The organism is uncultured Aquimarina sp., from assembly GCF_947495315.1.
GTDB lineage: Bacteria > Bacteroidota > Bacteroidia > Flavobacteriales > Flavobacteriaceae > Aquimarina.
The window spans coordinates 110,242-124,104 of sequence record NZ_CANLYD010000005.1 but is presented as its reverse complement, the minus strand read 5'-3'; the positions used below and the strand labels follow the sequence as shown (position 1 = coordinate 124,104).

Here is a 13,863-nt window from a genome sequence, read left to right as displayed (position 1 = left end):
CACATATTGAACCTTAGCAATAATTAGATAAATGAAATTATTAAAACGAGTTTTTAAGATTATCTTCATACTCATTGGGGTACTACTAATAACAATTCTTATCATACTGGGAGTTGATATACAAAAAACAAGCTACCTGAAAGTCAAAAAGAATGAGTTTACAAATAACAACTCATATCTTATTAGGAATGTTAATATTATTCCGATGACACAAGACACTATTTTGACTAACAAAATGATATATGTCAAGGAAGGCATTATTCAATCTATTGAAAACAGTATTAAAGTTCAGGGCATTGAAGTGATTGACGGAGAAAATGGATATGTTATGCCAGGACTTATAGATATGCATGTCCACATATGGGATCGATATGAACTTGGTTTGTATCTATCAAATGGTGTTACGGCAGTTCGCAATTTATGGGGGATGCCAATGCATTTGAGAATTAAAGAGGATGTAAACAATGACGAGATTATTTCACCAATATTTTTCACAACCGGACCTAAACTCACAGGTCCAGAATTTATTGGAGATGATAATTTACAATTAACAAGTCCCAATGAAGCTAAAGAAAAAGTAATTTCATATAAGGAGAGAGGATACGATTTTATTAAAACCTACTATGGTTTAACAAAAGATATATTCGATGCCGTTATTGAACAAGCAATAATCTCTGATATAGATATTGTTGCACATCCTTCGCAAAAAGTTCCTTACGCTTATCATTTTAATCCTCAAATAAAATCTATAGAACATGCTGAAGACATTATTCAGCAACCTCTAAACTATAAATTAGATACATTAAAATTAAAAGAAGTGATTAATGATTTCTCGAAATCAAAACACAGTTCTTTTAGCCCAACTTTAACGGTTTATAATAACATTTACCAAATGCTTATTGATGATAAAATTTTAATCTCAGAGCAACTACAATTCATGAATCCGCTTATTAAAAAAGTAGATAGTAAAGCACAATTTGAAAGATGGTTCACTACTAAACAAAGAGATTCTTCTATTGTGACGACAATAAAAAATCAGCATGATTTTCATTTAAAAATTATCAAAAAGCTTCATAAAGCAGGCACCACATTTATCTGTGGAACAGATGCTGGAATAGGCATAACTATACCTGGGTTTTCAATTCATCAAGAACTTGCATTCTATAAAGAAGCTGGGCTTTCTAATTATGAGGTATTAAAAACAGCTACTGTAAATGCTTCAAAAACTCATTCGATTATGAACAATATGGGAACCATTGAAGTTGGCAAAATTGCAAACTTAATATTAATAGATAATAATCCTTTATTAGATTTATCTGCATTGCATAACCCATCAACTGTATTTATAAAGGGAAGAAAATTAAACAAAGAGACTCTTGATTATTTTGAAAAAAAAGCAACGAATCGTAAGAATTTAATTGCTTCCGCTGTTAGATATCTAGAAAACTTAATAATTGAACGATAAATTATTACTAACAATACTAGCTTCTTAACAATGTCAATAGAACTAAACCACAAATTAGAGCTTCAGAAACAAGGTTTCACAACCATTCCAAACATCTATTCAAGTAAAGAAATCGACGAATTGATTAAGATGCTGAAATCTTTAGACACTGAAAATTCTAATTTTCGAAAAACTAAAGAGCTATTTGCTATCAGACAATTTTTAAAGGAAGTTCCAAAAATTCAGAATTTGGTCCTTAATCATAACCTCAAGAAATTAGTTCGTGAATATTTTGGAGAAGATTTTTTCTTAGTAAAGTCAATATATTTTGATAAACCACCAACTTCTAATTGGTTTGTATCCTATCATCAGGATCTGTCCATTTCGGTAAACAAAAAAGAAATAATACCGGAATATACCAATTGGACAGTTAAGAAACATCAATTTGGAGTACAACCTCCTTTAGAAGTTTTAAAAAATATGTATACGATACGAATACATCTGGATGAAACCAATGAACATAATGGAGCTTTAAAAGTAATACCAGAATCTCATACCAAAGGAATCTATAGACCTGAAACTATCAATTGGAATGTTGAAAAAGAAGTAGTCTGCAATGTACCCAAAGGAGCAGCCATGTTAATGAAACCACTACTATTACATAGTTCCAGTCGTACAACAAACCATCAGAGAAGAAGAGTCATACATCTAGAATTTAGCAATAAAGAACTAGCAAAAGATCTGAATTGGGCAGAAAGAATCGATTATTGTAAAACATAAAAAAACCTCACAACTCTATCTAATTGTGAGGTTCTCCGGTTTTAAACAAACACATTAAATTATGTCTTTCTATTTTCTAGGCATCATTACAGTTTCTAGCGTATGGATCATTCCGTTAGCCGCTTCAATATCAGTTGTCATCAAACGACCAGAGTTACCATTCTTATCGATTAAATAGATTTTACCTCTTTTTCTGCTAGCTATTAATCTAGTGCCGCCCAAGGTTCTTAGTTTTACACTTCCTCCTCCTTCATTAATAGCTTTAATAATATCTTGTTCATTGATAGTTCCTGGAATAATATGACAATTCATAATAGAAGTCATATCATCCTTGTTTTCTGAGGACATCAATTTATCAATGGTTTCTTTTGGTAATTTCTTAAATGCGCCATTTAACGGAGCAAATACAGTATATGATGTTGTACCATTAAATTTGGTAGCATACTCCGAAGATTGAATGATTTTATTCAACTCCGTAAATGCAATATCATAAGATATCAACTCATTAATCGTAGATACATTAGTTTCTTTAGAAGGAATATCAGCTTGAGCTATCAACTTATTATTTTCTAAAGTTCGATCTTCTTTCTTAACAACAAGATCCTGGCAAGAAACAAATGTAATAATCAGAATAAATGCAAAAATGTTAAATAAACTATTAATCTTCATTTTAAAATTGATTTTTATGGAGTAATTCTTATGTTATTTATAACAGTTATATAATCAATGTATTACTTGAATACGGGTTAAAACTATTGTAATTAACGTTAACAAATGTTAACAAATGAGTATTCGTAAGAACTCAATTAGTAAACGTTTTTATACACCTGTGGTTGTACCGTAAAAGACCTAATTACGACTATTAAAAACCGAAAAGTATACACTCATAAGAATATTTTAAAATGCTATTATCAACGTAAAAAACATTATTTTTAACGTAATCATCTTAATTAAACTCATTAAACACCGGGCTATTATGAAATCAAATAACTTTATATGCTTACTACTTTATTCTATGTTGGTTATTCCAATCTATGGTCAAAAAAAACCATCTGAAAGTAAACAAGCAATCATAAAATCGATAGAAAAACATCAACAAGAACTTATCAATATCAGTGATCAAATTTGGGCATTAGCAGAAACTGCTTTTGAAGAAAATCAATCTTCAAAATTATTAGCAGATTATGCGGAGAAACAAGGGTTTACTGTAGAAAGAGGTGTTGCTGGGATGCCAACAGCTTTTGTAGCAGCCTACGGATCGGGGAAACCTGTGATCAGTGTATTAGGAGAATTCGATGCATTACCCGGAATCTCACAAAAAGCACAACCTACAAAATCTCCTCTCATAGAAGGTGCAGCAGGACATGGTTGTGGACATAACCTTTTTGGTGCTGGAAGTCTAGGGGCAGCGATTGCTGTAAAAGAACTCATAGAAAGTGGTAAAATAAAAGGAACCGTAAAGTTTTTTGGTACCCCAAGCGAAGAAAAATATTTTGGTAAAATATGGATGGTTAGAGAAGGTTTATGGAATGATGTAGATGCCAATATTAGCTGGCATCCATCAGCATCTACCAAAGCAGATGTACAAAGTTCTCTGGCACTAGTGGATTTTAAAGTTGAGTTTTTTGGACAAGCAGCACATGCATCTGCCGATCCGTGGAATGGCAGAAGTGCCTCTGATGCGTTAGAATTATACACTACCGGAATTAACTATTATCGTGAACACGTAAAACCAACCGTTCGTATGCATTATCACATTCAGGATGGCGGACAAGTAGTTAATGTAGTTCCCGATTACTCAAGATTATGGATGCGTGTTCGTGATACAAAAAGATCTGGTATGATGCCTGTATATGAACGTGTGCAGAAAATGGCAGAAGGAGCGGCTATTATGGCAAATGTAGATTACAAAATTTCATTAATCTCCGGAATTTATGAAGTACTTGTAAACCGTGAAGGAGGAAAACTAATGCAAAACAACCTGGAACTTCTTGGACCGATTACTTATACCGATGAAGAAATTGCTTTTGGTAAAAAAATTCAGGAGATCACCAAAAAAGAACAAGTAGGAATGGATAGTGCTATTAATCCGCTTGAAGAAACCAAAGAACATCCTGGTGGCGGATCTACAGATGTAGGAGATGTGAGCTGGAACGTACCGAACATTAATTTAGGCGTAACGACCGCTCCAAAAGATACACCTTGGCATTCGTGGGCTGTAGTAGCCTGTGGTGGAATGAGTATTGGTCATAAAGGAATGCTATACGCATCCAAAGCAATGGCAATGACGATGACAGATCTTTATGAAAATCCGGAAGCCTTAGAAAAAGTAAAAGCTGAGTATAAAGAGCGTAAAGGAGATGAAGTGTATGAAGCTATCGTTCCAGAAGGACCACCTCCAATCCCAAGTAATACTAAAAAGTAATAAGGTCGAGAATAGAATCTATGAAACGTAGTATAAAAAGAATTACATTCATCCTATTGATCGGAATCATTTTCTTTGTTGCTCATATTTTAATATCTACTGGTTTTTTTAGAACCATAGAAAACAAATTTGAAGGAACAATAGTAAAGAAAATACCTATTCCTGGTGCGGAGGATATTACCGTGAGTCCATCAGACGGTTTTGCCCTAATCTCTTCTACAGACAGAGAAATATATCCTCCTGTAAAGGAAGAAAAAGGTGGGTTATACTTGATGGATTTAAAAAATGAGAATTTTAACCTTACTCATCTAACCGCTTCTTTTGATCAATCTTTTGCTCCTCATGGAATTTCCATGATCAAAAAAGATAGCACCTATAAAGTGATGGCGATTAACCACACTCCAGATGGACAACATGCTATCGAAGTTTTTACAATGCGTGACAAAAATTTGGTTCATGAAAAGACACTAACGCATCCTTCCTTAGTGAGCCCAAATGATCTTGTGCTAATCGATGAGAATCGCTTTTATGTAACCAATGATCATAAATATACAGATGGATTCGGTAAAGTACTGGAAGAATATCTCGGCCTTTCTATATCTAATGTCTTGTATTATGATGGCGAAAATTATACGGAAGTGGCAGATGGAATTGCCTATGCCAATGGAATTAATTATGATCCCAAACGAAACTTATTATTTGTGGCATCTCCCAGAGGTTTTTTGGTTAAAGTATATTCGAGAAATGCAGATGGTTCGCTGGAGTTTATAGAAGACATCCCTTGTGGTACAGGAGTAGATAATATTGAAATCGATACCAATGGAAACCTCTGGGTAGGAGCGCATCCTAATTTATTAAGATTTGGATCCTATGCCAAAGGGAAAAAAGAAACTTCTCCTTCAGAAATTATTAAGGTTACGTATCGCGGAAAAAATGATTACGATATAGAGCAGGTATATACAAATGATGGAACAGTAATGTCAGGATCAACAGTTGCGGCTCCTTTTGAAGATCTCATTATATCCGGAAATGTTATGGATGATCATTTTTTAATTCTAAAAACAAAAAATTGATAGATCAAATGGTTTGAACAACTAAATAATTTTAGTTTTTACTAAACAATGATAGAGTCCTTAAAAAATCATATCCTAAGATTCGTAAGTCCTTCTAAAAAAGAAATGGAAGATTTCCTAAACATTATTGAGTCCGAAAATATTCCTGCCAAGCATTATATATTAAAAGAAGGACACTATTGTAATTACAATCATTTCATTGTAAAAGGTTGTTTCAGATCATTTTTTATCAATGAAAAAGGAGTTGAAAAAACCATCAATTTTGGGATTGAAGATTGGTGGCTTACAGATTTTGATAGTTTTATGAATCGAACCCAAACACAACTTAATATACAGGCTACTGAAGATGCGACAGTTCTAAAAATTAGTAAACCAAACCTAGACATGGTTCTAAAAAGTTCTTTGGAAATCAATAAGTACTTCAGAATTATTTTGGAACGTGTACGAATAGCGGATCAAAGAAGAATTCAGTACATGTTCAATCTTTCTGGAGAAGAACTTTACAACACCTTTTACGAATATAACCCAGAATTTGTTCAGCGTATTCCACAATATATGTTAGCATCTTATCTTGGTTTTACACCCGAATTTCTAAGCAAAATAAGAGCAAAAAAACACTCCTAATATATTTCTTAATCTAGATTAAGTTTTTCTTCATTTCATATGTTGAATTTTGTCTTGAACAAATAATCTAATAAACATGAAAACCGACAGAATAAACATTAGTAAAGTAAATCCAAACGCTTATCAACCATTATTTGATTTATACAATAATTGCAAAAAAAGCACACTAACCGACTTAGAATTTTTACTGATAGAAATTAGAGCTTCGCAAATCAATGGTTGCGCATATTGTATACAGATGCATATTAAAGATGCTATTGAAAAAGGCGAAAAACAATACCGAATCCACGCACTACCTGTATGGAAAGATTCTCCTTTTTTTACTGAAGAAGAACAGATCATTTTAGCAATGACTGAAGAGATTACTAATATTTCGGATTATGGCTTATCTGACAATGTGTATCAAAAAGCCATTGAAACATTTGGAGAAAAAAAAGTAGCGGATATTATTCTGGCTATATGTGGAATCAACTCATGGAACAGAATTGGAATAGCTACTTTACTTGTACCTGTACCTTCACAAGAATAAATTTAGAAACTATTTTATTATGAAAATCATCTATATCAAACTCTTCTTACGAGTTAGTATCGCTGTTGGATTTATATCAGCGGTTGCAGACAGGTTTGGCTTTTGGCCAAAAGAAAAAGCAGCTTGGGGTACTTGGGACAGTTTTTTAGCATACACAGAACTACTGAATCCTTGGGCTCCAGATTTTATGATCAATAGCCTCGGAATAGTAGCAACATTCTTAGAAATATTGTTAGCAGTTTTTTTACTTGTTGGTTTTAGAACCTCATTATCAGCAAAAGCAAGCGGGTTTTTATTATTGATTTTTGGTGTTGCGATGACAACTACATTGGGTATCAAAACTCCTTTGGATTATTCTGTATTCTCTGCTTCTGCTGCAGCATTTGGTTTAAGCCTTATAAAAGAACAATATCTGGAAATCGACCTGTTATTTGGTAAAGAGATAAGCTAAAATAATTAGACCGAGTTTTTAACCATTCGTTAAGTCATTGATAATTATTTATATCATAATTTTGAGATATAACTTCAAAAATCTCTTATGGAAAAGAATGACTGGTCACAACTGGAATTAATAAATAACACTGATCGTCCTAAAAAGAGATTCGAACTTCAGGTAGAAAATGAAATCATATTTATAGAATATATTCTTACCAATGACAATTCCATATACCTAACTCACACAGAAGTCCCGACACTTATGGAAGGAAAAGGTTTAGGTAGTACGATTGTAAAAAAAACACTCAACTACATTCAGGAAAAAGAATATAAAATGATACCGCTTTGTCCCTTCGTTGCGGCCTATCTAAAAAAACATCCCGAAGCAGCAGACGGAATACTAAAAGAAGGGTACTCTGTTAAAGGTTGAGATGTGATCACCCTGATCTGAAAATTTGATGGCGAACATTAATAATCGTGTATTGCTATCTATTTTTCAAAGTATTCTGTTTTGTAATCTATTCACCAAATATCCAGAAATTTTTAAGTAGATTTTCGTAGAATTTTTATACTAAATTGATAAAGAGTTTGTTTTACATCTAAATTTGGTCCTTAACCAAACATTAAAAACACACAAAATAATAGTCCTAAAAAATCCTTTTGGGTAGTTAGACTATTATGTTACAAACTCTTAACCACATGAAAAATCACTTACTTTATTCGCTACTCTTATTGATAACCGTAACAACTGTAAAAGCACAGATTTCCGGAACCGTCAAAGATCAATCAGGAAATCCGATCGAAAACGCATTAGTGTGTGATGCAAATAATGTAACCAATTATGCCAAAACAGATGAAAATGGAATTTTTGATTTAACAACCGGTGATAATAGCACTCAATTAAGAATTGGTGCTTTAAAATATGAAACTGTAAAATCCACATCACAGAGAAATATCATTCTTGCCCCAGATCCATTGTTAGAAAATGATGAATATCATATCAGCTTTGATCATTTAAGAGTTGGTGATACATATACCGAAAATGAACTTAAAGAAGATTTTCCTACTTCTAACGGAATTGGGTTTTATGATGGACAAACCATAAATGGTCAAAAAGATAATACACAAGATAGAGCTTCGATTGACTATGAAAACAGTATTGATCCCGGCGGAGTTTCTCTAAAAGTAAAATACCCAAAAGGATTACTTAAAACGAATAGTTCTGGTATTGACACCAGAATACCATTAATGAACACCTTTAAAGATAATTATTATGAATCTTCAGATTTATATCTATCATATTGGATAAAGTTCAGTGATGATTTTGACTTTAATCTATGTGGTGGTAAACTACCAAGTCTTGGTGGATCTGATCCAAATACTCCTGATGGAGAGAGAGACAGTAATAGATGGAAGGGTCGTATTATGTTCAGAAAAGGTGGTGCAATTCAGTTCTATATGGAACTTCCTGGCGAACAAGAGCCTGCCGATGACGCTACTAACGAGGATGAAAATGAACTTCGCTTTTGGGGAGATCGTGTAGTAGATGGCACCAACATCTGTTCTTTTGAATATGAAAATTATCTTCGAGCGCAAGGATGGCATAATATCGAACTACATTATGTTCTGGAAAGCACTCCTAATGGCAACGATGGTCTTTTTGAAGGATGGGTAGATGGCGTAAATTATGATTTTGTAGGATCTAATTATTTTAATTACTACAGAAATCCATCAGAAAACAGAGAAAATATAACTATCAATCATATACTAATCTCTACTTTTCTAGGAGGTTCTGATGTAGATGATTACGCTCCAAAAGATACTGATTATTATGTTTGGTTTGATGAATTTAGAGTTTCCGAACAAAGAATTAATGAATGGGATTTTTATACAAATACTTTATCTGTAGAAGAGTATAATGAAATATCAAACATCAAAATTTTCCCTAATCCTAGCTCAGGATCCTATAACCTTACTAAAAAGACGGACTGGATCGTCTATGATCTTTCAGGAAAAGAAATTACAAACGGCATCGGCAAAACTGTTGATCTTACAGGATATCCAAAAGGGGTATACTTTTTGAAAACGGAAATATCAGATGTTACTTTAAAGCTAATCCTGAAATAAACTTAGAACTCAACAATAACACAGGATTTTATGGATCAATTATTTAGCATTTTCCATAGCTCATCCTTAAGTTCCTGTAACCCTTGTTGAGCAACAGAAGAAATAAATAAGTAAGGTACATTTAATTGTTCATCTAACTCAGACTTAAGTTCTGCTTTTAATTCATCATCCAGCATATCACATTTAGAAATCGCTATCAATCGCTCTTTATCCAATAAATCCGGATTGTATCTTCGTAATTCGTCTAATAAGATCTCATATTGTTCCTTAATGTCTGGAGCATCTGCAGGAATTAAAAAGAGCAATGTAGAGTTACGTTCTATATGTCTCAGAAAACGATGACCAATACCCTTACCTTCTGCAGCTCCCTCAATAATACCAGGAATATCTGCCATCACAAACGTCTGGAAATCTCTATACTCTACAATCCCCAAATTAGGTTTAAGTGTTGTAAACTCATAGTCTGCAATTTTTGGTTTTGCAGAAGTAATCACAGATAGTAAGGTAGATTTCCCTGCATTGGGAAAACCTACCAAACCTACATCTGCCAATATTTTTAATTCTAGCGTGATATCAAATTCCTGACCTTCGATACCAGGTTGTGCGTATCGAGGAGTTTGGTTCACTGAGTTTTTAAAATGCCAGTTTCCACGTCCACCTTTTCCTCCTTCTGCAAGTACTATTTGTTGTCCTTCTTCTGTAATTTCATGAAGAATTTCTTGAGTTTCAGTATCTCGGATTACAGTTCCTAGAGGTACATCTACATATACATCTTCTCCATCTGCACCACTACTTCTACTTTTACTTCCGTGCCCTCCATGTTCTGCTCTAAAGTGACGTTTGAACTTAAGATGGAGTAATGTCCACATATTTGGATTACCTCTAACAATGACATGACCTCCACGACCACCATCACCTCCATCAGGACCTCCTTTGGTAATATATTTTTCTCTATGTAAATGTACAGATCCTTTACCACCATTTCCTGAGGTAACGTGCAACTTCACATAATCTACAAAATTCCCTTCTGTCATAATACTTTACATCTTATTCAGGTCTAGACCAGAATCTTTTCAATTTAATCCTTTTCACGATCTCGAGTGAAGTTTTCACATCACTCAAATAGTAACTATAATTTATCAATTACAGAACTTAATCTGTCGGTAATTTCTTCTTCTGCTCCAACCCCATCAACTCCAAAATACTTATCTTGTTTTTGATAATAGTTTTTTAGAATTTCCGTTTCATCATAATAAACCTTAATACGATTGCGAATCACACCTTCATCTGCATCATCAGGACGCCCAGACGTTTTTCCTCTTTTCAATAATCTCTGAACCAAAACCTCGTCATCAACATCTAAAGCGACCATAGCACTTACTTCTGCTCCTTTAGAAGACAGCAATTCTGCTAGTGATTCTGCTTGCGCTTCTGTTCTTGGGAAACCATCAAATATAAAACCTTTGGCATCCGGATTTTTATCTACCTCAGCGTTTAGCATATTAATAGTTACCTCATCAGGCACCAATTGCCCTTTATCAATATATGATTTAGCTAATGTTCCTAACTCAGTAGCATTTTTTATGTTATATCTAAATACATCTCCTGTAGAAATATGTACAAGATCATATTTTTGCTTTAAAACTTCCGCTTGTGTTCCTTTTCCTGCTCCCGGAGGTCCGAATAACACTAAATTTGTCATGTTGTTTTGTTTTAATTGGTAAACTTCTGTAAGATTGCGACCTAAGCCGTCATAGTCTAGCCCATATCCTACAATAAATCGATTTGGGATTTCTATCCCTATATAATCTATAGTAATTTCTTTAGTATATGCTTCTGGTTTAAAAAATAAAGTTGCAATTCTTACTTCTTTGCATCCTTTATCCTGAAGCATTTTTGTCAACTCTACAATCGTATTACCGGTGTCCACGATGTCCTCAAGAACAACCACAGTTCTACCCGATATCTCTTCTTTTAATCCTATAAGTTCTTGGACATTAGCAGTTGTTTCTGTCCCTTCATAAGAAGCTAGTTTCACAAAACTCACTTCACAATCGTGATTAAATCGCTTCAATACTTCGGATACAAACATAAAAGCACCGTTTAGCACTCCAATAAAAAGAGGTTTTTTACCTGATAAATCCTCATTAAGCTTATCAGCCAATTTGTCTATTGCTTTGGATATTTTTTCTTGAGCAATAAAGGGTGCAAATTGTAAGTTGTGTAGTGTAATCATTGTATTATGAGATTATCACAGTATCCGTTTGGTTTTTAAAGCGGCAAAGATAGTGATTACAAACAAGACTTATGATAGATCTCTACTGCATTTACTGTCCAATATTGCGGTTTTTACTTATTAAAAATTTATTTTTGTTGCCTAAGGCAAATTAGATACTCCAAAAAATGACAAACTATTTTTCGTCAGACTTTAAGTTAGGTATCCTCGGTGGTGGTCAATTAGGTAAAATGATGCTCTACGAAACCCGAAAATATGATATCCAAACCTATGTTCTAGATCCCAACCCCGATGCCCCTTGTAGAATAGCCTGTGATCACTTTCAGCAAGGTGATCTTATGGATTATGAAACTGTCTACAACTTCGGAAAAAAAGTAGATATACTTACTTTCGAAATTGAGACTGTTAACATAAAGGCTTTAGCCCGATTAGAACGAGAGGGAAAAAAAGTATATCCTGATTCTAAAACTTTAGAAAAAATTCAAAATAAAGGAAGACAGAAACTTTTCTACAAAGAACAAGGAATACCTACAGCTGATTTTATGCAGTTTTCTAATAAAGCGCATCTGGCAGAAGGCATTACCAGTGGTAAAGTAAAACCTCCTTTTGTATGGAAAAGTACACAAGGCGGGTATGACGGCAAAGGAGTTTCTATTATACGAACCGGAGCAGATATTGCAAAGCTTCCTGATACAGAATGCATAGCAGAAACCTTAGTCGATTTCAAAAATGAACTTGCGGTAATTGTTGTTCGTAATCCTTCGAATGAAATAAAAACCTATCCTGTGGTAGAAATGGAATTTCATCCAGAAGCCAATCAGGTAGAGTATGTGATTTGTCCGGCCAGAATTGACGACAAAATTGCAGAAAAGGCAAGAAAAATTGCGGAAAAAGTATCCAAAGCCTTCTCACATGTAGGTATATTGGCTGTAGAGATGTTTCAAACGAAAGATGGTAATATTCTAGTGAATGAGGTTGCTCCAAGACCACATAACAGTGGTCATTATAGTATAGAAGCTAGTTACACCAATCAATTCGAACAACACATAAGAGCCATACTGAATTTACCGCTTGGTGCTACTGAGAGTAAAGTTGCCGGAATTATGGTGAATCTTGTAGGAGCTGAAGGACATACAGGAAATGTTGTTTATGAAAACATAGAAACCATTATGAAACTGAAAGGTGTTACTCCACATATCTATGGAAAGAAGCAAACCCGACCTTTTAGAAAAATGGGACATGTAACAATTGTTCATGAAGATATTGCTGAAGCAAGAAAAATTGCAGAAAAAGTGAAGAAGACTATCAAAGTGGTCACTGATTAACACCTAATAGAAATCAAGTATTACGATATCTCAGATCAAAATATAAAACTAGCTTATAATAATAAGAAATAGCACACAAATGAGTAAAGTAGGAATTATCATGGGTAGTACAAGCGATATGCCCGTTATGGAAAAAGCAATTGAAATACTAAAAGGTTTTGATATAGAAGTCGAAGTTGATATTGTATCTGCACATCGCACACCAGAAAAATTATTCGATTACGGAAAGAATGCTCATACCAGAGGAATATCGGTAGTTATTGCCGGAGCTGGTGGAGCTGCTCACCTTCCTGGGATGGTAGCTTCTTTATCCCCTTTACCGGTGATAGGAGTTCCTGTTAAATCAAGAAACTCAATTGATGGTTGGGATTCTGTTCTTTCTATATTACAAATGCCTGGCGGTGTTCCTGTAGCAACTGTAGCGCTAGATGGAGCGATGAATGCTGGAATTCTTGCTGCCCAAATCATTGGTGCATCTGACAAATGCGTATTGGACAAAATTCTAGTATATAAAGAAGGGTTAAAACAAAAGGTGATCGAAGGAGCTAAACAGATAAAAAAATAACTACTAAAAATTACAGTAAAAAAAAGAGTCGCTCCTCAGCGACTCTTTCCAATATCAGGTCTTACAATAGAATATAACAATATTTATTAACCAACTTAAATATATTACACAAAAAATTCATCGTAAGACCATACTCTTAAAACCTGGTACAAAGGTAATCCCTTACTTTAATTACGCAATAATTATCTGTCAAAACTTATTAACATTTTCGATAAAATGCGATTTTTATCGATAATATGCAATAAAATCATTTTTATTTCATTTTTTTCCCATAGAAAAACATACATTTTACATATTTCT

Annotated in this window: 14 protein-coding genes; 11 read left to right on the top strand and 3 right to left on the bottom strand. The window is 33.8% G+C overall.

Annotated features, from left to right (window positions below):
• Nucleotides 1–31 precede the first annotated feature (31 nt).
• Both Q0910_RS10665 and Q0910_RS10660 read left to right on the top strand, forming a co-directional pair.
• Nucleotides 32–1,465 (top strand): amidohydrolase family protein, encoded by a 1,434-nt coding sequence (locus Q0910_RS10665; protein WP_299215807.1) that lies wholly within the window; start codon nucleotides 32–34, stop codon nucleotides 1,463–1,465.
• Between the two features lie 30 nt (nucleotides 1,466–1,495).
• On the top strand, nucleotides 1,496–2,224 hold the full coding sequence (locus Q0910_RS10660) for a phytanoyl-CoA dioxygenase family protein (RefSeq protein WP_299215805.1): 729 nt from the start codon (nucleotides 1,496–1,498) through the stop codon (nucleotides 2,222–2,224).
• A 69-nt stretch (nucleotides 2,225–2,293) separates the two neighbouring features.
• Here Q0910_RS10660 and Q0910_RS10655 read toward each other — a convergent pair whose 3' ends face one another.
• Nucleotides 2,294–2,893 (bottom strand): fasciclin domain-containing protein, encoded by a 600-nt coding sequence (locus Q0910_RS10655; RefSeq protein WP_299215803.1) that lies wholly within the window; start codon nucleotides 2,891–2,893, stop codon nucleotides 2,294–2,296.
• 307 nt (nucleotides 2,894–3,200) lie between these two features.
• On the opposite strand from Q0910_RS10655, the gene Q0910_RS10650 reads away from it, so the two are divergent.
• The 7 genes from Q0910_RS10650 (at nucleotide 3,201) to Q0910_RS10620 (ending at nucleotide 9,437) form a co-directional block, all read left to right on the top strand.
• Entirely contained in the window at nucleotides 3,201–4,649 is a 1,449-nt protein-coding gene (locus Q0910_RS10650; RefSeq protein ID WP_299215801.1) for an amidohydrolase, read from the top strand.
• Nucleotides 4,650–4,669: 20 nt separating this feature from the next.
• On the top strand, nucleotides 4,670–5,722 hold the full coding sequence (locus Q0910_RS10645; protein ID WP_299215799.1) for an SMP-30/gluconolactonase/LRE family protein: 1,053 nt from the start codon (nucleotides 4,670–4,672) through the stop codon (nucleotides 5,720–5,722).
• A gap of 48 nt (nucleotides 5,723–5,770) precedes the next feature.
• Entirely contained in the window at nucleotides 5,771–6,346 is a 576-nt protein-coding gene (locus tag Q0910_RS10640) for a Crp/Fnr family transcriptional regulator (RefSeq protein WP_299215797.1), read from the top strand.
• A gap of 76 nt (nucleotides 6,347–6,422) precedes the next feature.
• Entirely contained in the window at nucleotides 6,423–6,875 is a 453-nt protein-coding gene (locus tag Q0910_RS10635; protein WP_299215796.1) for a carboxymuconolactone decarboxylase family protein, read from the top strand.
• Between the two features lie 19 nt (nucleotides 6,876–6,894).
• Complete coding sequence (locus tag Q0910_RS10630; RefSeq protein ID WP_299215794.1) at nucleotides 6,895–7,326, top strand: DoxX family protein; 432 nt, start codon at nucleotides 6,895–6,897, stop codon at nucleotides 7,324–7,326.
• A gap of 87 nt (nucleotides 7,327–7,413) precedes the next feature.
• Nucleotides 7,414–7,740, top strand: a complete 327-nt coding sequence (locus Q0910_RS10625; protein ID WP_299215792.1) for a GNAT family N-acetyltransferase — start codon at nucleotides 7,414–7,416, stop codon at nucleotides 7,738–7,740.
• Between the two features lie 269 nt (nucleotides 7,741–8,009).
• Nucleotides 8,010–9,437, top strand: a complete 1,428-nt coding sequence (locus Q0910_RS10620) for a polysaccharide lyase (RefSeq protein ID WP_299215790.1) — start codon at nucleotides 8,010–8,012, stop codon at nucleotides 9,435–9,437.
• 35 nt (nucleotides 9,438–9,472) lie between these two features.
• On the opposite strand, the gene obgE is transcribed toward Q0910_RS10620, so the two are convergent.
• Together obgE and Q0910_RS10610 are read right to left on the bottom strand one after the other, a co-directional pair.
• Complete coding sequence (gene obgE / locus Q0910_RS10615; protein WP_299215788.1) at nucleotides 9,473–10,471, bottom strand: GTPase ObgE; 999 nt, start codon at nucleotides 10,469–10,471, stop codon at nucleotides 9,473–9,475.
• A 95-nt stretch (nucleotides 10,472–10,566) separates the two neighbouring features.
• Nucleotides 10,567–11,673 (bottom strand): adenylate kinase, encoded by a 1,107-nt coding sequence (locus Q0910_RS10610; RefSeq protein ID WP_299215786.1) that lies wholly within the window; start codon nucleotides 11,671–11,673, stop codon nucleotides 10,567–10,569.
• Between the two features lie 167 nt (nucleotides 11,674–11,840).
• On the opposite strand from Q0910_RS10610, the gene Q0910_RS10605 reads away from it, so the two are divergent.
• Both Q0910_RS10605 and purE read left to right on the top strand, forming a co-directional pair.
• Nucleotides 11,841–12,998 carry a 5-(carboxyamino)imidazole ribonucleotide synthase gene (locus Q0910_RS10605; RefSeq protein WP_299215784.1) on the top strand — a complete coding sequence of 386 codons (1,158 nt, stop codon included), beginning with the start codon at nucleotides 11,841–11,843 and terminating at the stop codon, nucleotides 12,996–12,998.
• Between the two features lie 79 nt (nucleotides 12,999–13,077).
• A complete protein-coding gene (gene purE / locus Q0910_RS10600; RefSeq protein ID WP_298543000.1) occupies nucleotides 13,078–13,563 on the top strand; it encodes a 5-(carboxyamino)imidazole ribonucleotide mutase in 486 nt (161 codons plus the stop codon).
• Nucleotides 13,564–13,863 lie beyond the last annotated feature (300 nt).